This window comes from Streptomyces sp. NPDC001848, from assembly GCF_042891915.1.
GTDB lineage: Bacteria > Actinomycetota > Actinomycetes > Streptomycetales > Streptomycetaceae > Streptomyces.
The window spans coordinates 13,431-37,761 of the sequence record NZ_JBIATP010000027.1; the positions used below are offsets into that span (position 1 = coordinate 13,431).

Genomic DNA, 24,331 nt, shown 5'->3' on the forward strand with positions numbered 1-24,331 from the left:
CCCACGCGGTGGTGTCGTGCGGCGGCCCGGCGCCGGCCGGGCGGAATCCTGGCCTGCTCCTTGCCCTGCGTCAGCCACCTTTCCCCAAAGCCATTCCATCGAGTGAGCGGTGACCCGTCCGGCTGACGACGGCCGGAGCCCCAACTAGGGTGCGGCGCAAGTGTTCCGGCACTTGGCCCACCGGCATTGCGATGTCAGTGGCGGGTGCCACAGTGGGGGAGTGAGCAACGCACGGGCATCCGGCGGCGACTTCCGTGACGCAGGGCGTCGCGGCACACGTCGTGCCGGACAGAGGCGGGTCGGAGGGGGTGACGTACGGTCGTGACCGGTATGGGTGTGGAGGCAGGCGCGCAGGCCGCGCGCTCCCGGGCCCTGGCCGTGCTGCGGATCCGCGGCCGGGCGCTGGCCGTCGCCCTGCTGCCCGCGGCCGTCGCCGTCGTCCTGCTGGTCGGCGGTGCCACCGGTCACCTCGGCGGAGCGCGCTGGGGGATCGCCCGCTGGATCGTGACGGTCATCGCCGTGGTCGTCCTGCTCTGTGCCGCCGGTATCGCCCTCGTGATCGCCCGCGCCCGCCCGGCCATGAGCCCGACGGTCCCGATCGCGGAGGACGCGGCACCCGATCTCTACCGGATGGTCAGGGACCTGGCCGACCGCCTCGACGTGCCCGCGCCGTCCGCCATAGCGCTCACCCCGGACTGCGACAGCTGGCTGGAGGACCGTACCCACCCCGCCCACGGCCCGCCGTGTCCGCCGCCCGGGGAGGAGATATCCGGCGCCCGCGGCATACGCGGCCTGGCCCCACGGCAGCACCGCGCCGCGACCGCGCCCGTGCTCGTCATCGGCTCGCCGTTCCTGTGGTGGATGCGGGTGGGGGAACTGCGTGCGGTCCTCGCCCCGGTCGTCGCCGGTACGGGACCGTCGGCGCACCCGGACATAGCGGCGGCGCGGCGCTTCGTCCGGGGTCTGGACGCCGCCGTGGCGGTGACGTCGGCACCGGCGCACGGGCCCGTGATCCGCACGGTGCTGGGGGGTGCCGGCTGGGTGGCGCGAGTGCTGTTGCGCAGCTGCCGCGGGCATGCGGAGGAGATGGAGCGGGGGGTGGCGGCGGCTGCGGCCGAGCGTGCACAGGCTGTGGACTACGGGGTGCGGATCGTCGCGCAGGAGCAGGTGGGGCTGGCGTACGCGGGCTGGGACCGGCTGTTGACCCGGGTCGCGCTGCCGGCCTGGCGGATGGGCCGCTGGCCCTCCCGCCTGGACGCGGGCGTGGTCGCGGCACTCACGGAGCTGTCGCGCCGGGACCGGCTGGCCGAGGGTTTCACCTCGCGGCTGGGCGAGCGGCCGGCCTGTGACCTGCTGGAGGAGCCCGGTCTGGTGGACGAGGCCACGTCCCTGCTCGCGGCCCGCCTCTTCCATGGAGGGCCGACCGAGCCCGGCCCCGACTGGGCGCCGGTGGACTGGCAGGAGTACCCGGAGGAGGTCGTCGACCGCAAGTGGCGCACGGACGCGGCCCGCCTCCACCGCGTTCTGGACGCCCTCGGCGTGCACCACGCCCGCCCCGACACGGCTCCCGACGCGGACGGCCCGACGCTGGAACGGGTCCTGGAGTACCTGACGGTCCGCCCGGGCGGGAGCACGAGCGGCACGCCGACGGGTGAGGGGGAGGGCGGGTCCGGCGGCATGGGCACCCCGGGCGGGGACGGCGCCGACGACGAAACCGCCCAAGTCCCCGACGACGACGCGGTCGCCAGTGTGCGGACCGCCGCGCTGGTCGCCGGGCTCAGCGCCGAAATGGCGCGGGAGGAGACGGCCGGGGCGATACCCGGCGGCGTCAGGGGACAGGCGCAGGGGCCGGACCGTACCGTGTGGGACGCCCCCGCGATGCTGCCGCTGTTCCCGATGCAGCCGCCCCGCACCGGCCGCGAACTGCTCGTCGACCATGTCGCCGCGGTGGTGTGCTGCGCCGCCATGGACACGGCGGGAGCCGTACCGGGCCTCGACTGGCTGGACGGCCCGTCCCTCCTGGTGAGGGGCGAACGTGCGGCCGACCTTTCCCCCCGGGTCCGCACCCTTGTAGAGGAAGGCGACCCCGCCCCACTGCGCACCTGGCTTCGCAACCTCGGAGTACGCCCCGAGAAGCCGGTGCGCCTGGTCTGATGACGGCCACTTCACCGGGCTGAGAACGGCTCGGCCTGGCCTGACGCCGCCCCTGCCTGATCCGAGGACCGCTCGGCCTGGCCTGACGCCCCCTCCACCGGAGTCCAGGACCGCTCCACCGGAGTTGGACCGCTCCACCGGAGTTGGACCGCTCGACCGGAGTCCAGGACCGCTCCAGCGGAGTTGGACCGCTCGACCGGAGTCCAGGACCGCTCCGCCCGGTGCGAGACCGCGCTGACCCGAGCCGGCCCGAGTCGGCCCGCGCTGACCCAAGCCGACCCAAGCCGACCCAAGCCGACCCAAGCCGACCCAAGCCGACCCAAGCCGACCCAAGCCGACCCGAGCCGCTCCAGCCGAACCGGAGCCGACCTGGGGAAACTCCGCCCACCCCGACCCGGCAACCCCGGCCCCTGGCCGCGGAACCCATTCCGTTCCCGTCAATTCGCGACGAACGGTGACGGAGTGGGTGCGTTATGTGATGTGCTGGGTACCGATCGCGCACTCGGTAAGGGCTTACAAGGCCTCACGGGGGACGAGGGAGGGGACACGCATGGGGTCGGAACACATCCGCCGGTGGGAGTCGGGTGCTCTCGCGCACGCCGTGACGGATCCTTTCGGCCAGGGTCCCGTTCCCTGGCTCCGGGGCAGTGAGACCTACTTCGACGACACGGGTCACGTGGTCCCCTGGTACGTGGAGCCGGCCCCGGCCCACGTTCCCGCCCAGGGGCAGAAAGGGGCCCGGATCCCGGCCCCCCGCACCAGCGGCCCCCGCTCCGCGGACGACGTCCACCGCCAGATCAAGGGCTTCACCTCCACCGGCGCCGTCGCTCCCGGCGAGGCCCTGGACTTCCACATCACGGTCGACCCGCCCCAGGAGTTCGCCGTCGACGTGTACCGGATCGGGCACTACAACGGCGACGGAGCGGCCAAGATCACCACGAGCCCCCGTCTCTCGGGCATCGTCCAGCCACCGCCCCTCACCGCCGACCGCACGGTCTCCTGCCACCACTGGTGGCTGTCCTGGCGGCTGCAGATCCCGTCGTACTGGAGCGTCGGCGCCTACGTCGCCGTGCTGACCACCGCCGACGGCTACCGCTCCCACGTCCCGTTCACCGTGCGCGACGCCCGCCCGGCCGATCTGCTCCTGCTGCTCCCGGACATCACCTGGCAGGCGTACAACCTGTATCCGGAGGACGGCCGCACCGGTGCCAGCCTCTACCACGCCTGGGACGACAGCGGCCGGCTGCTCGGCGAGGCGGACGCCGCCACCACGGTCTCCTTCGACCGCCCGTACGCCGGCGCGGGCCTGCCCCTGCACGTCGGTCACGCCTACGACTTCATCCGCTGGGCCGAGCGGTACGGCTACGACCTCGCCTACGCGGACGCCCGCGATCTGCACGCCGGCCGCGTCGACCCCACCCGCTACCGCGGCCTCGTCTTCCCGGGCCACGACGAGTACTGGTCGGCGCAGATGCGCCGCACCGTCGAGCTCGCCCGCGAGCAGGGGACCTCGCTGGTCTTCCTCTCCGCCAACACCATGTACTGGCAGGTGGAGCTCGGCCCGTCCCCGTCCGGTGTCCCCAACCGCCTGCTCACCTGCCGCAAGCGCCGCGGCCCCGGAAAGCCGGTGCTGTGGCGGGAAATCGACCGTGCCGAGCAGGAGCTGATCGGCATTCAGTACGCGGGCCGGGTCCCCGAACCCCACCCGCTCGTGGTCCGCAACGCCGACCACTGGCTGTGGGAGAGCACCGGTGCCGAGGAGGGCGAAAAGCTGGACGGGATGGTCGCCGGCGAGGCGGACCGTTACTTCCCGCGCGTGCCGCTGCCCGAGCACGAGGGCCGCATCCTGCTCGCCCACTCCCCGTACCGGGACGGCGAGGGTGTCCTGCGCCATCAGGAGACCTCCCTCTACCGAGCCCCCTCCGGCGCGCTGGTCTTCGCCTCCGGGACGTTCGCGTGGTCCCCCGCGCTGGACCGCCCCGGTCACGTCGATCCGCGCATCCAGCAGGCGACCGCGAACCTCCTGGACCGCATCTGCAAACGCGACTGAACCCACCCCACCCCGGCCCCGCGGATCGACTCGCTCCCGGCATACGGGAGAATCGAGCCATTGGGAGAGAACCACGGGGAGGAACCGTGTCCGGATTCGTCGAAAAGCCCGAACCTGTCCAGGTGCCGGGCCTGGTGCATCTGCACACCGGAAAGGTGCGCGAGCTGTACCAGAACGAGGCGGGCGACCTCGTGATGGTCGCCAGCGACCGTACGTCCGCGTTCGACTGGGTGCTGCCGACCGAGATCCCGGACAAGGGCCGGATCCTCACCCAGCTGTCGCTCTGGTGGTTCGACCAGCTCCGGGACCTGGTCCCGAGCCACGTCCTGAGCACCGAGCTCCCGCCGGGCGCCCCTGCGGACTGGGCCGGCCGCACCCTGGTGTGCAAGTCGCTGAAGATGGTCCCGGTGGAGTGCGTCGCCCGTGGCTACCTCACCGGCTCGGGCCTCGCCGAGTACAAGGAGTCCCGCACCGTCTGCGGCCTCGCCCTCCCCGAGGGCCTGGTCGACGGCTCGGAACTGCCCGCCCCGATCTTCACCCCGGCGACCAAGGCGGCGGTCGGCGAGCACGACGAGAACGTCTCCTACGAGGAGGTCGCCCGCCAGGTCGGCGCCGAGACCGCGGCCCAGCTGCGGCAGGCGACCCTCGCCGTCTACGGACGCGCCCGCGACATCGCCCGCGACCGCGGGATCATCCTCGCGGACACCAAGTTCGAGTTCGGCCACGACGGGGACACCCTCGTCCTCGCCGACGAGGTCCTCACCCCCGACTCCTCCCGTTTCTGGCCGGCCGACCAGTGGCAGCCGGGCCGCGCTCAGCCGTCGTTCGACAAGCAGTTCGTACGGGACTGGCTCACCTCCCCCGCCTCCGGCTGGGACCGCACGAGCGAGCAGCCCCCGCCGCCGCTGCCGCAGGAGATCGTGGAGGCGACCCGCGCGAAGTACGTGGAGGCCTACGAACGCCTGACCGGCGTGCGCTGGTCCTAGGCGGCCCGAACCGACCGCCTACGGGGCCCGGCACCCGCCCGGGCCCCGACGGCGGCGACCAGCATCTGGATGCGGACGCACCCCGAGGCACACGAAAAAGCCCCCGGCCTGGGCCGGGGGCTTCTCTCTGGAGCGGACGACGAGGCTCGAACTCGCGACCTCAACCTTGGCAAGGTTGCGCTCTACCAACTGAGCTACGTCCGCACTGCGCGCTGCGCGAAGCCAACTATACCCAACCTCTCTCATGGGTGGTGCACATGAGGGGCGCGCAGCGCTGTGGCGACCTTCACACCGGCCGAGGTGCGACCGACTGCCACCGACCGAGGTGCCGCGGGCACGAAAAAGACCCCGGTCGATCGACCGAGGTCCTTCTCTCTGGAGCGGACGACGAGGCTCGAACTCGCGACCTCAACCTTGGCAAGGTTGCGCTCTACCAACTGAGCTACGTCCGCACTGCCCCCGACCGGCTCTCACCGATCGGTGCGAGCACCAGCCTACCTGATCCACAAGGGTGGTCCGACCGGTCTCGTGGAGCGGGTGACAGGGATTGCACACTGCGCCTCCCCCTTGGAAAGGGGGTGTTCTGCTACTGAACTACACCCGCGTGACCCCTCGGGCCTCGGCCTTTCGGCCTCGCCCCTCGGCGTGCCCAGACTCTAGCTGATCGCCAGGGGTGCAACGCAAGTCGGTCGCGAGTGGGGCCGGAGGGCCCCTGACGGGGCGACGGACACCGCACCGTCAGGGGCGCGGGGCGCAGCGCGAAACCCGAGCCGCCCCCCGCGCCAAGCCCGCGCAGCTACTGCGCCTCGGCGAACGCCTCGTACACCTTCTTCGGGATCCGCCCCCGCGGCGGCACGTCCAGCTTGTTGGAGCGGGCCCAGGCCCGGACCGCGGCCGGGTCCGGGGTCAGGGCCGTGTGCGTGTACGCCCGGCCCGACTTGGCCTTCTTCCGGCCGGCCTCCACGTAGGGCGCCAGCGCCTTACGCAGTTTCCTGGCATTGGCTTGGTTGAGGTCGATCTCGTACGACTTGCCGTCCAGTCCGAAGGCGATCGTTTCCGCCGCTTCTGAGCCGTCGATGTCGTCAAAGAGTGTGACCACGACACGCTGCGCCACGAATATCGGTCCCTTCGTGCGGCACCTCCGCGATCACCGTGATGACGTGCGCAACCCTGATGTGCGCAGTCGCCCGGCGGATGTCGGTGGTGTCGACTGTCCGGCAGTAATTGGGCAAAGTATGGGCTATTGCCTTTTCCTTTGTACAGTGCCCGGCATTGCATTGTGAAGACGGACTGAATACCACCGCGTGTCCGCATGCAATGTTCCGCATCGCTTCCTACGTCGTTTTTCCGAGGATTTTCCGTGGCGGGTACCGCGTCGATGCGGGATCGTGATGGCGGTCACGTAGGATGCTACGAATCTACGCGAGTAGAAATTGTGTGCGGGTAGTCTGAAGGAACCTGCTCAGCACCACACACCGGGAGTGCCAGTGGCACGCGTCGTAGTCGACGTCATGCTCAAGCCGGAGATCCTCGACCCCCAGGGCCAGGCGGTGCAGCGCGCACTGCCGCGCCTCGGTTTCGACGGGATCTCCGACGTACGTCAGGGAAAGCGATTCGAACTCGAGGTGGACGGGCCGGTCGACGACGCCGCGCTCGCCCGCATCCATGATCTCGCCGAATCCTTCCTCGCCAACACCGTGATCGAGGACTTCACCGTCAAGGTGGAGGAAGTGGCGGAGGCCTCGAAGTGACCACCCGTATCGGCGTCGTCACTTTCCCCGGCAGCCTCGACGACCGGGACACCCAGCGCGCGATCCGTATCGCCGGGGCGGAGCCCGTCGCCCTCTGGCACAAGGACAAGGACCTCAAGCAGGTCGACGCCGTGGTCCTGTGCGGCGGTTTCTCCTACGGCGACTATCTGCGGGCCGGCGCCATCGCCCGTTTCTCGCCGGTGATGGAACCCCTCATCGAGCAGGCGAAGGCGGGCCTTCCGGTCCTCGGTATCTGCAACGGCTTCCAGATCCTCACCGAGGCCCACCTCCTCCCGGGTGCGATGCTCGGCAACGACCACCTCCACTTCATCTGCCGCGACCAGAAGCTGCGGGTGGAGAACGCGGACACCGCCTGGACCGGCGACTACAGCGCCGGCCAGGAGATCCACATCCCGCTGAAGAACATGGACGGCCGGTACGTCGCCGACGAGTACACCCTCGACAAGCTGGAGGCCGAGGGACGGGTCGCCTTCCGCTACCTGGGCTTCAACCCGAACGGCTCGCTGCGGGACATCGCCGGCATCACCAACGAGGCCGGCAACGTCGTGGGCCTCATGCCGCACCCCGAGCACGCCGTCGAACCGCTGATCGGTACCGGTCGTACCGACGGCCTCCCGTTCTTCACCTCGATCCTCAAGAAGCTGGTCACCGCATGAGCAGGACGCCTCTGGACACGGTCGAGCACGCGGCCGCGACCCCCGACGTCGAGCTGCCCTGGGCCGAACTCGGCCTGAAGAAGGACGAGTACGAGCGGATCGTCGAGATCCTGGGCCGCCGCCCGACCGGCGCCGAGCTCGCCATGTACTCGGTCATGTGGTCCGAGCACTGCTCGTACAAGAGCAGCAAGGTCCACCTCCGCCAGTTCGGCGAGAAGGCCCCCGAGTCCGACGCCCTGCTCGTCGGCATCGGCGAGAACGCCGGTGTCGTGGACGTCGGCCAGGGCTACGCCGTCACCTTCAAGGTGGAGTCGCACAACCACCCCTCCTACGTCGAGCCCTACCAGGGCGCGGCCACGGGCGTCGGCGGCATCGTGCGCGACATCATCGCGATGGGCGCGCGCCCGGTCGCGGTCGTGGACCCGCTGCGCTTCGGCGCGGCCGACCACCCCGACACCAAGCGCGTCCTGCCGGGCGTCGTCGCCGGCATCGGCGGCTACGGCAACTGCCTGGGCCTGCCGAACATCGGCGGCGAGGTCGTCTTCGACGCCTGCTACCAGGGCAACCCGCTGGTCAACGCCGGTGCCATCGGTGTGATGCGGCACGAGGACATCCACCTGGCGAAGGCGTCCGGCGCGGGCAACAAGGTCATCCTGTACGGCGCCCGCACGGGCGGTGACGGCATCGGCGGCGCCTCCATCCTCGCCTCCGAGACCTTCGACGACGCCAAGCCCTCCAAGCGCCCCGCCGTCCAGGTGGGCGACCCCTTCCAGGAGAAGCTCCTCATCGAGTGCACCCTGGAGGCGTTCCAGGAGAAGCTGGTCGTCGGCATCCAGGACCTGGGCGCGGCGGGCCTGTCCTGCGCGACCTCGGAGCTGGCCTCGAACGGCTCCGGCGGCATGCGCGTCACCCTCGACGACGTCCCCCTGCGCGACTCGACGCTCTCCCCCGAGGAGATCCTGATGAGCGAGTCCCAGGAAAGGATGTGCGCGGTCGTCGAGCCCGAGAAGGTCGACCGCTTCCTGGAGATCTGCGCCAAGTGGGACGTCATCGCCACCGTCATCGGTGAGGTGACCGACGGGGACCGCCTGGAGATCTACTGGCACGGTGGCAAGATCGTCGACGTCGACCCGCGCACGGTCGCGCACGAGGGCCCGGTCTACGAGCGCCCGTACGCCCGCCCCTCCTGGCAGGACGAGCTGCAGGCCGACGACGCGAACAAGCTCCCGCGCCCGGCGACGTCCGAGGAGCTGAAGGACCAGGTCCTGAAGCTGGTCGGCTCGCCCAACCAGGCCTCCAAGAAGTGGATCACGCAGCAGTACGACCACTTCGTGCAGGGCAACACGGTCCTCGCCCAGCCCGAGGACTCCGGCATGATCCGCATCGACGAGGAGTCCGGCCTCGGCGTGGCCATCGCCACGGACGGCAACGGCCGCTACGCCAAGCTCGACCCGTACACGGGCGCGCAGCTCGCCCTCGCCGAGGCGTACCGCAACGTCGCCACCACCGGTGCCAAGCCGCTGGCGGTTTCCGACTGCCTGAATTTCGGCTCGCCCGAGGACCCGGCGGTGATGTGGCAGTTCGCGGAGGCCGTGCGCGGTCTGGCGGACGCCTGTCTGCAGCTGGGCACCCCGGTGACCGGCGGCAACGTCTCCCTCTACAACCAGACGGGCGAGGCGGCCATCCACCCGACCCCCGTGGTCGCGGTGCTGGGCGTCATCGACGACGTCGCCCGGCGCACCCCGGTCGCCTTCCAGGAGGAGGGCCAGCTGGTGTACCTCCTCGGCGACACCCGTGAGGAGTTCGGCGGTTCGGCCTGGTCCCAGGTGATCCATGACCACCTCGGCGGTCTGCCTCCGCAGGTCGACCTGGAGCGGGAGCGGCTGCTGGCCGAGATCCTGATCTCCGCCTCCCGCGACGGCATGATCGACTCCGCGCACGATCTGTCCGACGGCGGTCTGATCCAGGCCGTGGTGGAGTCGGCGCTGCTCGGCGGCAAGGGCGCGCGGCTGATCGTGCCGGACGGCCTGGACGCGTTCACGTTCCTGTTCTCCGAGTCGGCGGGACGCGCGATCGTCGCCGTGCCGCGCTCGGAGGAGGTCCGCTTCAACGACATGTGCGGCGCGCGGGGCCTGCCGGCCACCCGCATCGGTGTCGTGGACGGGGAAACCATCGAGGTCCAGGGCGAGTTCGAGCTGACCCTCGCCGAGCTGCGCGAGGCCCACGAGGGGACGATTCCCGCACTGCTGGCGTAATCGGTTCAGGGGCGTACGCCTCTACCGCGATGGAGCCCCCACCCGGACTCGCGTTTCCGGGTGGGGGCTCCTCGGCTCATCGGACGTAGTCCTTGAGGATCTCCGTGTCGAGCTCGATGCCCATCGGGTCGGGGAGGAACACCTTCTCGCCGAACTTGGCGGCGCGGATGTCGCGGTAGCCACCGACCTGCCGGTCCGGGACGCTGTGCACCGTGACCGTGCAGGAGTCCCGGTCGATCAAGAGGTAGAGGGGAATTCCGGCCTGGCCGTATGCAGCCGGCTTCTCATACCGGTTCCGTCGGTCGGTGTCCGAGTCGTACGAGGTGACCTGGACGACCATGAGCGCCCCGTCCGGGTCGGCCCACTCACCGTGTCCCGCGAAGTGGGCCTCGGGCGCGAGCACCGCATCCGGTTTGGCCCGGCCTTCTCGACAGGCATCGACCCGGAGCCCTTGGCCCTGGTACAGGTCCAGGTCGGGCCTGGTCCGCATGCAGCGCCGGGCGAGCCAGGACACGATGGTGCTGTGGTCCCCGTCCGTCACCTTCTTGACTCCGAGCCGTCCGTTGATGAACTCCAACGTGACGGTCTCGGGAGCGGCGGAGGCGATCGTTTCGAACTCCTCCACCGACATCTGAGACGTGCGCTCGGCCATAACCGTCATGTCGCACCCCCTTCCAGGCGAAGGCCAGTGTTGTCCGGGCCCGGCGGTGACGGCCGGTTTTCGCCGCCGACCACGCTCACGGGTGATTGAACGATCTGGATCGCGAATTTCCGGCGCAGCTCATGGGTGCCGAACGTGGGTGCGGAACAGGAGAGCGCACCACGCCCGCATCGACGCCGACGAGCCTCCCGACGAGGTCGCCGCCGACGTCTGCCGACGCGCCCGGCAGGCCTTCGAACTGATCGAAAAAGGCTGAACGGGTATGCGGTGACGGCATAGGCTCGCCTCATGCCACCGGCCAGGAAACGCACACGGACGTACGACCCCGCCAAGACGCGCGCGGCGGTTCTCGCCCAGTTCGAAAACGTGCGCGAGGGGGTGGCGACCCTCACCGCCGAGCAGCTGGCCCTTCCCACCCGGCTGGGGGACTGGACCGTACGGGAACTGGTCGTGCACATCGGGATGGCCCTGTCGGCCTTCGGGCGGTTCCTCACCAGGCCGGAACCCGCGACGCAGGACTCCACCGTCCTCGACTGGCCCTTCGCGACCTCCGCCAACTCCGGTGCCATCGCGGACGCGACCCGCACACTGGCCGCCCGGAATCCCGACCTGGACACCTACCTCGCCGACATCGAGAAGGAGGTCTCGGAACTCCTCACGGCACACCCCGGCACCCGCCTGCTCGACACCACCGCGGGCGCCATGCCGCTCGCCGACTACCTGGTCACCCGCACCGTGGAACTCGTCGTCCACACCGACGACCTCAACGCCGCCGTCCCGGGCCTCGACATCCCCCACGACCGCCAGGCCCTCGCCGCCGCCACCCGGCTGCTCGCCGACGCGCTCGCCGTGAAGGCGCCCGGTGCCTCCACCGAGGTGCGCGTTCCGCCGTACGCCGTCGTGCAGTGCATCGAGGGCCCCCGCCACACCCGCGGGACCCCGCCGAACGTCGTCGAGACCGACCCGCTGACCTGGGTCCGGCTCGCCACCGGCCGTACGAGCTGGGACAGGGCCCTCGCCGACGCCAAGGTCGGCGCGAGCGGCGAACGGGCCGACCTGAGCGGTCTGCTCCCTCTGATGGCGTGACCGGCGCGGCCACGCGGAGCGCAGCACACGGCACGGTACGGAGTGGTCACCTCACCGAGCGCTCCGGAGGGCTCACCGGGAAGATGTGCGACGGCTCACTCACGGACACCGAGAAGACGCCGAGCGAACTCTCCGGCTGTCCGCCCTCCTCTGTACCCGACCACCCGCGCACCGCGCTGACCAGCCAAAACGGCACGGATGTCAGCGCGGTCCCCGAGCGCTGACCCCGGGCGTTCGGCGACGTCGCACGGCGTGCGGCAGCGATGACCGGATTCGGACCAGTGCACGATCTCGCCTACACTCGGTGGCGTGCCACGTGGTGACGGTCGACTCAATCACGATCTGCTCCCCGGTGAGAAAGGCCCCCAGGACGCGTGCGGCGTCTTCGGTGTCTGGGCTCCGGGCGAAGAGGTCGCAAAGCTCACGTACTTCGGGCTCTACGCCCTCCAGCACCGGGGCCAGGAATCCGCGGGTATCGCGGTGAGCAACGGCTCCCAGATCCTCGTCTTCAAGGACATGGGCCTGGTTTCCCAGGTCTTCGACGAGACCTCCCTCGGTTCGCTCCAGGGTCACATCGCGGTCGGCCACGCCCGCTACTCGACCACCGGCGCCTCCGTCTGGGAGAACGCCCAGCCGACGTTCCGTGCCACCGCGCACGGCTCCATCGCGCTCGGCCACAACGGCAACCTGGTCAACACGGCGCAGCTCGCCGAGATGGTCGCCGACCTCCCCAAGGAGAACGGCCGCGCCACCCAGGTCGCCGCCACCAACGACACCGACCTCGTCACCGCCCTCCTCGCGGGCCAGGTCGACGACGACGGCAAGCCGCTGACCGTCGAAGAGGCGGCCCCCAAGCTCCTGCCCCAGGTCAAGGGCGCCTTCTCGCTCGTCTTCATGGACGAGAACACCCTCTACGCGGCGCGCGACCCACAGGGCATCCGCCCGCTGGTCCTCGGCCGTCTGGAGCGGGGCTGGGTCGTCGCCTCGGAGACCGCCGCGCTCGACATCGTCGGCGCGAGCTTCGTCCGCGAGATCGACCCGGGCGAGTTCGTCGCGATCGACGAGAACGGTCTGCGCACCTCGCGGTTCGCAGAAGCGAAGCCGAAGGGCTGCGTCTTCGAGTACGTGTACCTGGCCCGCCCGGACACCGACATCGCCGGCCGGAACGTGTACCTCTCCCGTGTCGAGATGGGCCGCCGCCTCGCCAAGGAGGCGCCCGTCGAGGCCGATCTGGTGATACCGACCCCGGAGTCCGGCACCCCGGCCGCCATCGGCTACGCGGAGGCCTCCGGCATCCCGTTCGGTGCCGGTCTGGTGAAGAACGCCTACGTCGGCCGTACCTTCATCCAGCCCTCGCAGACGATCCGCCAGCTCGGCATCCGCCTGAAGCTGAACCCGCTGAAGGAAGTCATCAAGGGCAAGCGCCTGGTTGTCGTCGACGACTCGATCGTGCGCGGCAACACCCAGCGCGCCCTGGTGCGGATGCTGCGCGAGGCGGGCGCCGCCGAGGTCCACATCCGGATCTCCTCCCCGCCGGTGAAGTGGCCCTGCTTCTTCGGCATCGACTTCGCGACCCGCGCCGAGCTGATCGCCAACGGCATGTCGGTCGACGAGATCGGCCGTTCCCTCGGCGCCGACTCCCTGGCGTACATCTCCATCGACGGCATGATCGAGGCGACCACCATCGCCAAGCCGAACCTGTGCCGCGCCTGCTTCGACGGCGAGTACCCGATGGAGCTGCCCGACCCGGAGCTGCTGGGCAAGCAGCTGCTGGAGACCGAGCTCGCGGCCGGTCCCGCCGCCACGGCCGCGACCGACGCGATCCGTCGCCCGTAAAGCCCCGTATCACCGACCGGAAAGATCCCAGGCAATGTCTGAGACCCCTACTCAGGGTGCTTCCTACGCGGCTGCAGGCGTCGACATCGAGGCGGGCGACCGCGCCGTCGAGCTGATGAAGGAGTGGGTGAAGAAGACGCAGCGCCCCGAGGTCCTCGGCGGCCTCGGCGGCTTCGCCGGCCTCTTCGACGCCTCCGCCCTCAAGCGCTACGAGCGTCCGCTGCTGGCCTCCGCCACCGACGGCGTGGGCACCAAGGTCGACATCGCGCGCCGGATGGGCGTCTACGACACCATCGGCCACGACCTGGTCGCCATGGTCATGGACGACATCGTGGTGTGCGGTGCCGAGCCACTGTTCATGACCGACTACATCTGCGTCGGCAAGGTCCACCCCGAGCGGGTCGCGGCGATCGTCAAGGGCATCGCCGAGGGCTGCGTGCTGGCTGGATGCGCCCTGGTGGGCGGTGAGACGGCCGAACACCCGGGCCTGCTGGGTCCGGACGACTTCGATGTCGCCGGTGCCGGTACGGGTGTTGTGGAGGCCGACCGGCTGCTCGGCGCCGAACGCGTCCGCGAGGGTGACGTGCTGGTCGCGATGGCCGCCTCCGGGCTTCACTCCAACGGGTACTCCCTCGTCCGGCACGTCCTGCTCGACCGGGCGAAGCTCGGCCTCGACCAGCACATCGACGACCTCGGCCGCACCCTCGGCGAGGAGCTGCTCGAGCCCACGAAGATCTACTCGCTGGACTGCCTGGCCCTGATGCGCACCGCCGAGGTGCACGCGTTCAGCCATGTCACCGGCGGTGGACTCGCGGCCAACCTGGCCCGCGTCATCCCCGACGACCTGCACGCCGTCGTCGACCGCTCGACCTGGACCCCGGCCGCGGTGTTCGACCTCGTCGGGAAGACCGGCGACGTCGAGCGCCTCGAGCTCGAGAAGACCCTGAACATGGGCGTCGGCATGATCGCGATCGTCCCCGAGCAGTCGGCGGACGTCGCGCTCGCCGCCCTCGCCGACCGTGGCGTGGACGCATGGGTCGCCGGAGAGATCACCGAGCGGGGCGACCACGCAACGGGTGCCGCCCTGGTCGGGGACTACGCCGGCTGAGACCCTGCCGACAGCACAGAACCCGGTCCGTGGCCAGGGCCACGGACCGGGTGAGAAATCAGTGCAGGGTCAAGCGCCGCGACGGTGCCGGGACGACGACTCGTCTTGCTCGTCCTCGTCGTCGTCCGCGTACAGATCGGCGTACCGTGCGTACAGATCGTCGTCGTGCTCATCGTCCTCGAACCGGTCGCCGTTCGGCGACGTGTTCGACGTCGATGCGCCCAGCTCCTCGGCCAGGCGTGAGAGGTCCGTCCCACCGCTGTTGTACTTCAGCTGGCGGGCGACCTTCGTCTGCTTGGCCTTGGCCCGGCCGCGCCCCATGGCTCGACCCCCTCAACGACGGGGCTCGACGGCCCCAGAGTCTTGACACGCGTTCATGATCCGGAACGGACTCTCCGCGGAGAGACCGGCCCGTAGGGCTTCCACGGTACCTGAGCCCACGCCCATACGGTACGTCGCCCGCAGGACGGGCGTGTGCCCACGACCGTCGAGGAGCCCTGTCCTCGCTGGTCACGGCCGATTTTAACCACTTATTGGCCGACGACCCGCCGACGAAAGTGAGAGTCCTCTCAAACTCCCCCTCGGCGGGTACCGGTCAAACCTGGGCGGCCTCCCTCCGGGAGGTCACCGTCCGCGGGCCTCGGCCATCCGCTGCTCGGCGATCCGGTCGGCCGCCGCGGCCGGCGGAATGCCGTCCTCCTTCGCACGTGCGAAGATCGTCAGCGTGGTGTCGAAGATCTTCGCCGCCTTGGCCCTGCACCGGTCGAAGTCGAAGCCGTGCAGCTCGTCGGCGACCTGGATGACACCGCCGGCGTTGACGACGTAGTCCGGCGCGTACAGGATCCCGCGGTCCGCGATGTCCTTCTCCACGCCCGGGTGCGCGAGCTGGTTGTTGGCCGCGCCGCACACCACCTTCGCCGTCAGCACCGGCACGGTGTCGTCGTTCAGGGCGCCGCCCAGCGCGCACGGGGCGTAGATGTCGAGACCCTCGGTGCGGATGAGGGCGTCGGTGTCGGCGGCGACGGCGACCTGCGGGTGCGCGTCGGTGACCCGGCGCACGGCGTCCGGCCGCACGTCCGTGATCACGACCTCCGCGCCGTCCTCGAGCAGGTGCTCGACCAGGTAGTGCCCGACCTTGCCGACGCCCGCGACGCCGACCTTGCGGCCGCGCAGCGTCGGGTCGCCCCACAGGTGCTGCGCGGAGGCCCGCATGCCCTGGAAGACGCCGTACGCGGTGAGCACGGAGGAGTCGCCCGCGCCGCCGTTCTCGGGGGAGCGGCCGGTGGTCCACGGGCACACCCGGGCCACCACGTCCATGTCGGCCACATAGGTGCCGACGTCGCAGGCGGTGACGTACCGACCACCGAGCGAGGCCACGAAACGGCCGTAGGCCAGCAGCAGCTCCTCGGTCTTGATCCGCTCGGGGTCCCCGATGATCACGGCCTTGCCGCCGCCGTGGTCGAGACCGGCCATGGCGTTCTTGTACGACATCCCGCGCGAGAGGTTCAGCGCGTCGGCGACGGCCTCCTCCTCGCTCGCGTACGGGTAGAAGCGCGTGCCACCGAGGGCGGGGCCCAGGGCGGTGGAGTGGATCGCGATGACGGCCTTGAGGCCGCTGGCCCGGTCCTGGCAGAGCACGACCTGCTCATGACCCCCCTGGTCCGAGCGGAACAGGGTGTGCAGGACGCCGTCGGTTACGTCGGTCACGGTGGTGACTCCCGGTTGAGTAGCGGCGGTTGGGGGCGGGTCCCGTGCGGGTGGCGGGGCCCGTGGGCATGAGCGTAGAGCGTGTGGGCGCCCACGATGCGCGCAGTGCCGAGGATCACCCTCCCTCGGAGTACGCCCGGACGGGTTCGTGGGACGATTTGCAAGGGTTGTCCACCCCGGCCGGGCCGGCGCCCGGGCGGGTTCGGGTCGGGTTCCGGTGGGGAGGGAGCAGGTGTGCCCAAGGTGTCCTCGGTGATCGTCCCGTACGCGTGCTACTTGCGCGTGTACGAACCGCTGGCCGCCTTCCAGGAGCCGGAGCGCGGCCACTGGGCCCGCTACGCCCGCCGCCCCGACCGTCCCTCGTACCAGGACGAACTGCGCCGTTCCCTGGCGGACTTGCTGCCCACGCCCCCTGTCCCGGTGCCGGTGCACGAGAGCGACGACGCCTTCGTGACCGAGGTCGAAGGGGTGCTGTGCGTGTGCCCCTGGCGCACCCGGCTGCGCGGCTGGCAGGCGCTCGGGGAGCTGGCCGAGGAGCTGCCGCCGCCGGTCCTGGACGCGGTCCTGCCGCCCGTCGTGCGCCGCCAGGCCGCCCAGGACTACGAGCGCTGGCGGGAGCGGAACCCGGACGCGCGCCCCTGGATCCGCACCGCGACCTGGCAGGTGCCGCTGAACTGGTTCGTGCTGGTCTCCGACGAGGAGCGCAGGTACGAGAAGGGGACCGGCGAGGTGCCCCCGATGCTGCGCTACCGCACGCCCATGGTGCAGGCCCGGCGGCGCGTCGCGCGGGCGCTCAGGGCGTTGAAGGACGCGATCGACGAGGGGCCGCTCATCGACGGGCTGGTGGACGTCGGGCGGTGGCTGGAGGAGTTCCACCCGCGCTCGCTGGTCGAGCTGGACTACGGCGGGCTGGTCCACGTGCTGCCGGCCGCGGAGCTGGACGCGGACCACTCGGCCGCGGACGTCGCCGAGGGCATCGAGGCCCTGCGGCACGGGGACGGGGAGGCGGCCGGGGAGGCGTACGGGCGGCTGGTGGAGCGCTGGCGGGCCGTACGGGACCGCCGGTCGGCGAACTGAGGGCGATTCCTCAGCCGGGGCCTTGGTGAACCGTTGCTCGAATTGTGACCCGCGAGACATGGTGAAGTCACAACCCTTGGCCCATGGTTGACGTACCGCAGTTCAGGGCGGGGTCCGTGCGGGGGACGTAGCGACCGATCCGGGCTTATACCGCCAAGCGTGACGGACGGCACTTACAAGGACCTTGCGTCTTACGGCCCTCCTCATGCCAAAATAGGACAAGGAGCCCGGGGGAGGCTCCTTCTGCCCACATCTGGGCAGAAGCTCAGCATTGCACGCTTTGGGGGGTCTCGTGACTCCTGATCGCCCTGTGACTGATCGTCACAGTGGCGTGACTGTCCGCTATGGCATGGTCCATCGGCTTCCGCGGCTGATGACTACCTGGGAGGGCAATTCCATCGGTTTGGCCGACGCGGCTGGACAGATGGTGTAGTTGTAGTGCCGAGGACAAGCCGTTCGTCCTATAACCGACTCGACTCGCGTCCGCCATTTCGGGCAACGCGGGTCAAGGTGCAGAATTTAGAGGAAAGAACCGAGAAGGTTCGGTTCTCCCGAGGAGGCCGCTCATGACCGCTCGCACCCCTGATGCCGAGCCGCTGCTGACCCCGGCTGAGGTCGCCACCATGTTCCGTGTCGACCCGAAGACGGTCACGCGGTGGGCGAAGGCCGGCAAGCTCACGTCCATCCGTACGCTCGGCGGGCACCGCCGCTACCGCGAGGCCGAGGTCCGCGCCCTGCTCGCGGGCATCCCGCAGCAGCGCAGCGAGGCCTGAACAACCGCATAGCCGGACACTACGGGCAGGTCCCCCACCTGCCGTGACGTCCGTGACAACAGCTCCAAGCGACGCGGGTTCTGCCCCAACAGGACTCACGCCCAAGGTCAACAGAGGCACGACAAGGGTGCGTCGTGGATCGCGCTGGACTCCGCCGGGTCCAGCGCGATCTTTTTTGTGCGCCGACCGGGTGTGTGGGGCCGGGATGTGAGCGGCCTTGTCGGAGTCTGGGGGGCGGGCGTCGGAACTGCTGTGCGTGACCTCAGAGCAGGGTGCAATTGCACATATTAAATTGACCCTTTGTAGGGGAGGGGTAAGGGTGGCAGTCACCGAAACTGGCGCGGTGACACCCGTCACATGCCAGAGTCCTTGTTACGTATGCGCTCTCTGGGCTAAGGAACAGCCCGCTGAGTGGCGGGTGTTGGGCGGCCGCACGTCCAGGAGTGCCCATCCGGGCGCGTGATGAACCCACGGGTTCGTCAGGCCGTCGCGGCACTCTCGGAGGCGTTGTCGTCCTCCGGGGCCGCCTCGGGAGCCTCCTCGCCCCGCTGGGCGGGTTCCATGGCCAGGCGCAGGAGGTGGTGGCAGATGGGGCAGTGCCGGGTCAAATGGCGGTACCCGGCGGCGGCGGACAGATGGGCACGGAGCAGGGCACGGGTCTCGTGCCGAACGGACGCCGCCATACGCCACCTCCCCAGGGCCGCCCGCACACCAGGGAGCCCTGACTTCTGGGGTACCGAGGGAATGTGACGCCGTCAAGGCGCGGGGCGCTGCCGCTCGGGGGCGGCGAGGGCGGTGCGGGGCAGGGCCCCGAGCCGGGGGACGGGGTGCCGTCACGGGGCTCCGCCCCGGACCCTTTCCGGACGCTGTGGGCCGGTCTGTGGCGCGGCGGACGGCCCGGCCCGGGGACGGCACCGCCTCACCCTCGGCGTCCGAGCACGGCTGCGCGGCGGCCGCGCCCTCCGCCTTGGCCGGCGGCGAGTGGTGATACGGCGAAGGCCCGCGTCCGTTGCCGGATGCGGGCCTGTGTCGTCTCACGCGGTCCTGACGGGCTCTGCCCTGTCTGATGGCGGCTGTGCCGCGGGCGCGGCCTTCCGGCCTTGGATGGGTGCGGACATGGCGAAAGCCCGCGTCCGTTACCGGATGCGGGCCTGTCTCGCCTCACGCGGTCCTGACGGGATTTGAACCCGCGGCCTCCACCTTGACAGGGTGGCGAGCACTCCAAACTGCTCCACAGGACCAGGTTTCGCGGCGCTGTTCGTGCGGTGCGCTGCGAGAAGAGACTGTACAGGAGGGTGAGCCCCTGGTCGAACTCACCCTTCGTGCACGCGTCGTCACGAGACCGCCGCGTCGATCGCCTTCACGATCCGCTTGTCCGAGACCGGGTACGGCGTGCCCAGCGCGTGGGCGAAGTAGCTGACCCGGAGCTCCTCGATCATCCAGCGGATGTCCAGGACCTGCTGCGGCACCGGACGGCCCTGCGGCAGCTGCTCCAGCAGCCACGCGTACTCGTCCTGCATCTCCCGGACCTTCTCCATGCGCGTGGTGTCCCGCTGCACGTTCGTCGGCATCTGCTGGAGGCGACGGTCCGCGGCCACCAGGTAGCGCATCAGGTCGGGAAGACGCCGTATGCCTGCCTCCGTCACGAAGCCGGGCTTCACCAGGGCGTCCAGCTGCGCCCGTACGTCCGCCAGGTTCGGCAGCAGGGCCGGGCTGCGGACGGCCTTCAGACGGCGCTCACAGGCCTGCCAGGCGGCCAGCACCTGCTGCACCTGCGCGACCGTACGCACCGTCGTGTCGATGATCTCGGCGCGCACCCTGTCGTACAGCTTCCGGTACGACTCCTCGTCCCACGCCGGTCCGCCGAAGTCCCCGATCAGCTTGTCCGCCGCCGCCATCGCGCAGTCGTCGAACAGGGCCTGGATCGAGCCGTGCGGGTTCGCGGACAGGGCGAGCTTCTGCTGGTTGGTCAGCTTCTCGGAGGCGAACTTCGCAGGGTTCACCGGGATGTTGCGCAGGATGAGCCGGCGGGTGCCCTTCCACATGGCCTCGGCCTGTTCCGCCGCCGTGTCGAAGAGGCGCACGGACACCGTGTCGCCGTCGTCCACCAGCGCGGGGAACGCCTTCACCGGCTGCCCGGCCCGGCGCGTCTCGAACACCTGGGTGAGCGTGCCGATCGTCCAGTCCGTGAGGCCCGTACGCTCCAGGGACTCACCGCCCTGCCGCTCGGCGGTGGCCGCCGCGGCCTGCGACAGCGCCTTGCGTGCCCTGGGCCTGAGCTTCAGCTTCAGTGCCTCCAGGTCCTTGTCCTCCGCCAGCTTCCGGCGCCGCTCGTCGACGATCCGGAAAGTGATCTTCAGATGGTCCGGCACCTTGGACCAGTCGAAGTCCTCCGGCCCGAACGGCACGCCGACCATGCGTTTCAGCTCGCGCGCCATCGTGGTCGTCAGCGGCTCCTGCAGGGGCACCGCCTTCTCCAGGAACGCCTTCGCGTAGTTCGGCGCCGGGACGTAGTTGCGGCGGATCGGTTTGGGGAGGGAGCGGATCAGTTCCGTGACCAGCTCCTCCCGCAGACCGGGGATCTGCCAGTCGAAGCCCTCGTCCGTGACCTGGTTGAGCACCTGCAGCGGGATGTGGACGGTCACGCCGTCCGCGTCCGCGCCCGGCTCGAACTGGTAGGTGACCCGGAATTTCAGCCGGCCCTGGCGCCAGGAGTCGGGATAGTCGTCCTTGGTGACCGCGCCCGCCTTCTCGTTGATGAGCATCTCGCGCTCGAAGTCGAGGAAGTCGGGCTGCTCCTGGCGTTTGCGCTTCCACCAGGAGTCGAAGTGCGCGCCCGACACGACGTGTTCGGGCACCCGCTGGTCGTAGAAGTCGAACAGCGTCTCGTCGTCGACGACGATGTCCCGGCGCCGGGCGCGGTGCTCCAGCTCCTCGACCTCGCTCAGGAGCCTGCGGTTGTCGGCGAAGAACTTGTGGTGCGTGCGCCAGTCGCCCTCCACCAGGGCGTTGCGGATGAACAGCTCCCGGCTGACCTCGGGGTCGATCCGGCCGTAGTTCACCTTCCGCTGGGCGACGATCGGGACGCCGTACAGCGTGACCTTCTCGTACGCCATCACGGCCGCCTGGTCCTTCTCCCAGTGCGGTTCGCTGTACGTCCGTTTCAGCAGGTGGCCGGCGAGCGGCTCGACCCACTCGGGCTCGATCTTCGCGTTGACCCGGGCCCAGAGGCGGGAGGTCTCGACGAGCTCCGCGGACATCACGAAGCGCGGGGGCTTCTTGAAGAGCGCCGAGCCCGGGAAGATCGCGAACTTGGCGTTGCGGGCACCCAGGTACTCGTTCTTCGCACCCTCCTTCACGTCCTTCATGCCGATGTGCGACAGCAGACCGGCGAGGAGCGAGACATGGATGCGGTCGGCCGGGGCATCGTCCTCGTTGACGTGGATGCCCATCTGCTTGGCGACCGTGCGCAGCTGGGTGTAGATGTCCTGCCATTCGCGAATGCGCAGGAAGTTGAGGTACTCCTGCTTGCACATCCGGCGGAAGGAGGAGGAGCCCCGCTCCTTCTGCTGCTCGCGGATGTACCGCCACAGGTTGAGGTAGGCGAGGAAGTCGCTCGTCTCGTCCTTGAAGCGGGCGTGCTGCTGGTCGGCCTGGGTCTGCTTGTCGGCGGGGCGCTCGCGCGGGTCCTGGATGGACAGCGCCGCGACGATCACCATGACCTCGCGGACACAACCGTTCTTGTCGGCCTCCAGCACCATGCGCGCCAGGCGCGGGTCGACCGGCAGCTGGGCGAGCTTGCGGCCGGTGTCGGTGAGGCGCTTGCGCGGGTCCTTCTGTGTCGGGTCCAGCGCGCCCAGCTCCTGCAGCAGCTGCACGCCGTCGCGGATGTTGCGGTGGTCCGGCGGGTCGATGAACGGGAACTTCTCGATGTCGCCGAGGCCGGCCGCGGTCATCTGGAGGATGACGGAGGCGAGGTTCGTCCGCAGGATCTCGGCGTCGGTGAACTCCGGGCGCGTGACGAAGTCGTCCTCGCTGTAGAGCCGGATGCAGATGCCGTCGGACGTACGGCCGCAGCGGCCCTTGCGCTGGTTGGCGCTCGCCTGGGAGATCGGCTCGATGGGCAGCCGCTGGACCTTGGTCCGGTGGCTGTAGCGGGAGATCCGCGCGAAGCCGGGGTCGATGACGTACTTGATGCCGGGGACGGTCAGGGAGGTCTCGGCCACGTTCGTGGCCAGAACGATCCTGCGGCCCGTGTGCGGCTGGAACACGCGGTGCTGCTCGGCGTGGGTCAGCCGGGCGTACAGCGGCAGGACTTCGGTGAACCGGTACTGCTTCCTGGTCAGCGCGTCCGCCGTGTCGCGGATCTCGCGCTCGCCGGAGAGGAAGACGAGGATGTCGCCGGGGCCCTCGGCCATCAGCTCCTCGACGGCGTCGGTGATCGCGGTGATCTGGTCCCGGTCCGCATCGTCGGAGTCCTCCTCCAGGAGGGGCCGGTAGCGCACCTCGACGGGGTACGTACGCCCGCTCACCTCGATGATCGGCGCGTCGCCGAAGTGCCGGGAGAAGCGCTCGGGGTCGATCGTGGCCGAGGTGATGACGACCTTGAGGTCCGGGCGCCGGGGGAGGAGCTGGGCGAGGTAGCCGAGCAGGAAGTCGATGTTGAGGGATCGCTCGTGCGCCTCGTCGATGATGATCGTGTCGTAGGCGCGCAGCTCGCGGTCCGTCTGGATCTCCGCGAGCAGGATGCCGTCCGTCATCAGTTTGATGAAGGTGGCGTCCGGGTTCACCTGGTCGGTGAAGCGGACCTTCCAGCCGACGGCCTCGCCGAGGGGCGTGTCGAGTTCCTGCGCGACGCGTTCCGCGACGGTGCGGGCGGCGATACGGCGGGGCTGGGTGTGGCCGATCATCCCGCGGACGCCCCGGCCGAGTTCGAGGCAGATCTTGGGGATCTGGGTGGTCTTGCCGGAGCCGGTCTCACCGGCCACGATCACGACCTGGTGGTCGCGTATGGCGTCGGCGATCTCGTTCTTCTTCTGGCTGACCGGGAGTTGCTCGGGGTAGGTGACGGCGGGCACGCGGGCGGTGCGCTCGGCGATCCGTGTCTCGGCCCTGGCGACCTCCGCCTCGATCTCGGCGAGTACGGCGGCCCGGGCCTCGGGCTTGCGGATCTTGCGCGCGCCTTCGAGCCTGCGGCCGAGCCGGTGCGCGTCGCGCAGGGAGAGCTCGGACAGGCGGGGGGCGAGGGTGCCGAGGGCGGGGGCGGGATGCGTAGACATACGCGGTCCAGGATCTCACCTTGGCGAAATTCGTGGCTAACGAATTGCCTGCGGCGGTTGTGAACGCCCCCGCTCGGTCCCCTCCGTGGGTGGTGGCTGCCCGCTTCAGCCGTGCTCCGGTGCCGACGCCGGCTTGTCGCGGGCCGCCATCGACTTCGCCGTGTTGGAGACCGCCTTGATGCCCAGGTACGCGGTGGTCATGCTGCTGACCGCCGTGAAGGCCGCGGTGAGGACGCCGACCATGACCGACTTGTCACCGCCCAGGCGCCAGACACCGAAGATCGCCACGCCGGCGATCGCGAGGTTGCTGATGATCACCGCGAGCAGGCCGTAGCGGGCCCGCGTCTTCTCCAGTTCGGTGTCCTGCATGGCACCCGCCCCGTCCCGGCTCATGATTCCCCTGTGGCCGCCCCTACGGCCAGCCGAACGTAGCGCCTGGAAGGGGACATGCCAAGCGTTGCGGGCGAGCGGGCCGTTCCGCAACCGTTGGCCCAAACCGTTGGCCCAGCCGACATGAAAACACCCCCACCGGAAGATCCAGGAGGGGGTGTTTGCCCTGGTGGGGCGGTTGTGGCTGGGGCCGGGGTCGAACCGGCGACCTTCCGCTTTTCAGGCGGACGCTCGTACCAACTGAGCTACCCAGCCACGAGGTTTCACGTGAAACCTCAGCGGTCCTGACGGGATTTGAACCCGCGGCCTCCACCTTGACAGGGTGGCGAGCACTCCAAACTGCTCCACAGGACCAAGCGCTGCGTACGACAGTGTCGCACAGGGTGGTGCGTGCCCCCAACGGGATTCGAACCCGTGCTACCGCCTTGAAAGGGCGGCGTCCTAGGCCGCTAGACGATGAGGGCTATCGGCCCGCCTGGGCGCTTCTCAGCGCGTCGGGGACGTGAGAAGCATATGGGATGGGAGGAGGGTTCGCCAAAAC

General features: G+C 70.0%; 19 protein-coding genes and 7 tRNA genes. 12 read left to right on the forward strand and 14 right to left on the reverse strand.

What is annotated here, in order from left to right:
• Positions 1 to 330: 330 nt before the first annotated feature.
• The 3 genes from ACFYZJ_RS36565 (at position 331) to ACFYZJ_RS36575 (ending at position 5,190) form a co-directional block, all read left to right on the forward strand.
• Positions 331 to 2,154, forward strand: coding sequence for a hypothetical protein (locus ACFYZJ_RS36565; protein ID WP_388575938.1), 1,824 nt, complete (start codon positions 331 to 333; stop codon positions 2,152 to 2,154).
• Positions 2,155 to 2,704: 550 nt separating this feature from the next.
• The gene (locus tag ACFYZJ_RS36570; RefSeq protein ID WP_388575940.1) at positions 2,705 to 4,204 is read left to right on the forward strand and encodes a N,N-dimethylformamidase beta subunit family domain-containing protein; all 1,500 of its coding nucleotides are present in this window, start codon (positions 2,705 to 2,707) and stop codon (positions 4,202 to 4,204) included.
• 86 nt (positions 4,205 to 4,290) lie between these two features.
• A complete protein-coding gene (locus ACFYZJ_RS36575; protein ID WP_388575943.1) occupies positions 4,291 to 5,190 on the forward strand; it encodes a phosphoribosylaminoimidazolesuccinocarboxamide synthase in 900 nt (299 codons plus the stop codon).
• 128 nt (positions 5,191 to 5,318) lie between these two features.
• Here the strand turns inward: ACFYZJ_RS36575 and ACFYZJ_RS36580 are convergent.
• The 4 genes from ACFYZJ_RS36580 to ACFYZJ_RS36595 all read right to left on the reverse strand — a co-directional run bounded on the left by ACFYZJ_RS36580 (position 5,319) and on the right by ACFYZJ_RS36595 (position 6,304).
• Positions 5,319 to 5,394, reverse strand: a tRNA-Gly gene (locus ACFYZJ_RS36580).
• A 172-nt stretch (positions 5,395 to 5,566) separates the two neighbouring features.
• Positions 5,567 to 5,642 (reverse strand) — tRNA-Gly (locus tag ACFYZJ_RS36585).
• A gap of 77 nt (positions 5,643 to 5,719) precedes the next feature.
• Positions 5,720 to 5,794 (reverse strand) — tRNA-Gly (locus tag ACFYZJ_RS36590).
• Positions 5,795 to 5,986: 192 nt separating this feature from the next.
• The gene (locus tag ACFYZJ_RS36595; protein WP_388575946.1) at positions 5,987 to 6,304 is read right to left on the reverse strand and encodes an Lsr2 family protein; all 318 of its coding nucleotides are present in this window, start codon (positions 6,302 to 6,304) and stop codon (positions 5,987 to 5,989) included.
• Positions 6,305 to 6,677: 373 nt separating this feature from the next.
• Here ACFYZJ_RS36595 and purS point away from each other — a divergent pair, with 373 nt between their 5' ends.
• The 3 genes from purS to purL are packed head-to-tail and all read left to right on the forward strand — an operon-like array spanning position 6,678 to position 9,873.
• On the forward strand, positions 6,678 to 6,941 hold the full coding sequence (gene purS / locus ACFYZJ_RS36600) for a phosphoribosylformylglycinamidine synthase subunit PurS (RefSeq protein ID WP_200421782.1): 264 nt from the start codon (positions 6,678 to 6,680) through the stop codon (positions 6,939 to 6,941).
• Positions 6,938 to 7,618: a phosphoribosylformylglycinamidine synthase subunit PurQ gene (purQ, locus tag ACFYZJ_RS36605; protein ID WP_388575949.1), complete on the forward strand. Its 681-nt coding sequence runs from the start codon at positions 6,938 to 6,940 to the stop codon at positions 7,616 to 7,618. Before purS ends, purQ begins: the two co-directional genes overlap by 4 nt.
• The gene (gene purL, locus ACFYZJ_RS36610) at positions 7,615 to 9,873 is read left to right on the forward strand and encodes a phosphoribosylformylglycinamidine synthase subunit PurL (RefSeq protein ID WP_388575952.1); all 2,259 of its coding nucleotides are present in this window, start codon (positions 7,615 to 7,617) and stop codon (positions 9,871 to 9,873) included. The genes purQ and purL overlap by 4 nt, the downstream gene beginning before the upstream one ends.
• 76 nt (positions 9,874 to 9,949) lie before the next feature.
• On the opposite strand, the gene ACFYZJ_RS36615 is transcribed toward purL, so the two are convergent.
• Positions 9,950 to 10,534, reverse strand: a complete 585-nt coding sequence (locus tag ACFYZJ_RS36615; RefSeq protein WP_388575954.1) for a Uma2 family endonuclease — start codon at positions 10,532 to 10,534, stop codon at positions 9,950 to 9,952.
• 288 nt (positions 10,535 to 10,822) lie between these two features.
• Here ACFYZJ_RS36615 and ACFYZJ_RS36620 point away from each other — a divergent pair, with 288 nt between their 5' ends.
• The 4 genes from ACFYZJ_RS36620 (at position 10,823) to purM (ending at position 14,564) form a co-directional block, all read left to right on the forward strand.
• A complete protein-coding gene (locus tag ACFYZJ_RS36620) occupies positions 10,823 to 11,620 on the forward strand; it encodes a sterol carrier family protein (RefSeq protein ID WP_388575957.1) in 798 nt (265 codons plus the stop codon).
• Entirely contained in the window at positions 11,617 to 11,844 is a 228-nt protein-coding gene (locus ACFYZJ_RS36625; RefSeq protein ID WP_388575959.1) for a hypothetical protein, read from the forward strand. The genes ACFYZJ_RS36620 and ACFYZJ_RS36625 overlap by 4 nt, the downstream gene beginning before the upstream one ends.
• An 85-nt stretch (positions 11,845 to 11,929) precedes the next feature.
• A complete protein-coding gene (gene purF / locus ACFYZJ_RS36630; RefSeq protein ID WP_388575961.1) occupies positions 11,930 to 13,456 on the forward strand; it encodes an amidophosphoribosyltransferase in 1,527 nt (508 codons plus the stop codon).
• A 34-nt stretch (positions 13,457 to 13,490) separates the two neighbouring features.
• Positions 13,491 to 14,564 (forward strand): phosphoribosylformylglycinamidine cyclo-ligase, encoded by a 1,074-nt coding sequence (purM, locus tag ACFYZJ_RS36635; RefSeq protein ID WP_388575964.1) that lies wholly within the window; start codon positions 13,491 to 13,493, stop codon positions 14,562 to 14,564.
• A gap of 69 nt (positions 14,565 to 14,633) precedes the next feature.
• Here the strand turns inward: purM and ACFYZJ_RS36640 are convergent, their stop codons facing one another.
• Both ACFYZJ_RS36640 and ACFYZJ_RS36645 read right to left on the reverse strand, forming a co-directional pair.
• Positions 14,634 to 14,885, reverse strand: coding sequence for a DUF3073 domain-containing protein (locus ACFYZJ_RS36640; protein ID WP_388575967.1), 252 nt, complete (start codon positions 14,883 to 14,885; stop codon positions 14,634 to 14,636).
• 303 nt (positions 14,886 to 15,188) lie between these two features.
• Positions 15,189 to 16,271, reverse strand: a complete 1,083-nt coding sequence (locus ACFYZJ_RS36645; RefSeq protein WP_388575970.1) for a Leu/Phe/Val dehydrogenase — start codon at positions 16,269 to 16,271, stop codon at positions 15,189 to 15,191.
• 234 nt (positions 16,272 to 16,505) lie between these two features.
• Here ACFYZJ_RS36645 and ACFYZJ_RS36650 point away from each other — a divergent pair, with 234 nt between their 5' ends.
• Both ACFYZJ_RS36650 and bldC read left to right on the forward strand, forming a co-directional pair.
• Positions 16,506 to 17,348 (forward strand): hypothetical protein, encoded by an 843-nt coding sequence (locus ACFYZJ_RS36650; RefSeq protein ID WP_388575972.1) that lies wholly within the window; start codon positions 16,506 to 16,508, stop codon positions 17,346 to 17,348.
• 566 nt (positions 17,349 to 17,914) lie between these two features.
• Entirely contained in the window at positions 17,915 to 18,121 is a 207-nt protein-coding gene (bldC, locus tag ACFYZJ_RS36655) for a developmental transcriptional regulator BldC (protein WP_003949541.1), read from the forward strand.
• Between the two features lie 479 nt (positions 18,122 to 18,600).
• Here the strand turns inward: bldC and ACFYZJ_RS36660 are convergent, their stop codons facing one another.
• The 7 genes from ACFYZJ_RS36660 to ACFYZJ_RS36690 form a co-directional block, all read right to left on the reverse strand.
• Positions 18,601 to 18,804 carry a DUF6274 family protein gene (locus tag ACFYZJ_RS36660; protein WP_388575975.1) on the reverse strand — a complete coding sequence of 68 codons (204 nt, stop codon included), beginning with the start codon at positions 18,802 to 18,804 and terminating at the stop codon, positions 18,601 to 18,603.
• Between the two features lie 483 nt (positions 18,805 to 19,287).
• Positions 19,288 to 19,362 (reverse strand) — tRNA-Asp (locus ACFYZJ_RS36665).
• Positions 19,363 to 19,455: 93 nt separating this feature from the next.
• Entirely contained in the window at positions 19,456 to 23,400 is a 3,945-nt protein-coding gene (gene hrpA / locus ACFYZJ_RS36670; protein WP_388575978.1) for an ATP-dependent RNA helicase HrpA, read from the reverse strand.
• A 105-nt stretch (positions 23,401 to 23,505) separates the two neighbouring features.
• Complete coding sequence (locus ACFYZJ_RS36675) at positions 23,506 to 23,769, reverse strand: hypothetical protein (protein ID WP_388576091.1); 264 nt, start codon at positions 23,767 to 23,769, stop codon at positions 23,506 to 23,508.
• A 202-nt stretch (positions 23,770 to 23,971) separates the two neighbouring features.
• Positions 23,972 to 24,045: transfer RNA gene (locus ACFYZJ_RS36680), tRNA-Phe, on the reverse strand.
• A 24-nt stretch (positions 24,046 to 24,069) separates the two neighbouring features.
• A tRNA-Asp gene (locus ACFYZJ_RS36685) sits at positions 24,070 to 24,144 on the reverse strand.
• Between the two features lie 37 nt (positions 24,145 to 24,181).
• A tRNA-Glu gene (locus ACFYZJ_RS36690) sits at positions 24,182 to 24,254 on the reverse strand.
• Positions 24,255 to 24,331: the final 77 nt, after the last annotated feature.

What these genes read in the sequence shown, in the direction of transcription:
- ACFYZJ_RS36640 (WP_388575967.1), bottom strand. Translation starts at nt 14,885, where the DNA reads ATGGGGCGCGGCCGGGCCAAGGCCAAGCAGACGAAGGTCGCCCGCCAG.
- ACFYZJ_RS36570 (WP_388575940.1), top strand. Translation starts at nt 2,705, where the DNA reads ATGGGGTCGGAACACATCCGCCGGTGGGAGTCGGGTGCTCTCGCGCAC.
- ACFYZJ_RS36620 (WP_388575957.1), top strand. Translation starts at nt 10,823, where the DNA reads ATGCCACCGGCCAGGAAACGCACACGGACGTACGACCCCGCCAAGACG.
- ACFYZJ_RS36660 (WP_388575975.1), bottom strand. Translation starts at nt 18,804, where the DNA reads ATGGCGGCGTCCGTTCGGCACGAGACCCGTGCCCTGCTCCGTGCCCAT.
- bldC (WP_003949541.1), top strand. Translation starts at nt 17,915, where the DNA reads ATGACCGCTCGCACCCCTGATGCCGAGCCGCTGCTGACCCCGGCTGAG.
- purL (WP_388575952.1), top strand. Translation starts at nt 7,615, where the DNA reads ATGAGCAGGACGCCTCTGGACACGGTCGAGCACGCGGCCGCGACCCCC.
- ACFYZJ_RS36675 (WP_388576091.1), bottom strand. Translation starts at nt 23,769, where the DNA reads ATGCAGGACACCGAACTGGAGAAGACGCGGGCCCGCTACGGCCTGCTC.
- hrpA (WP_388575978.1), bottom strand. Translation starts at nt 23,400, where the DNA reads ATGTCTACGCATCCCGCCCCCGCCCTCGGCACCCTCGCCCCCCGCCTG.
- ACFYZJ_RS36565 (WP_388575938.1), top strand. Translation starts at nt 331, where the DNA reads ATGGGTGTGGAGGCAGGCGCGCAGGCCGCGCGCTCCCGGGCCCTGGCC.
- purM (WP_388575964.1), top strand. Translation starts at nt 13,491, where the DNA reads ATGTCTGAGACCCCTACTCAGGGTGCTTCCTACGCGGCTGCAGGCGTC.
- ACFYZJ_RS36615 (WP_388575954.1), bottom strand. Translation starts at nt 10,534, where the DNA reads ATGACGGTTATGGCCGAGCGCACGTCTCAGATGTCGGTGGAGGAGTTC.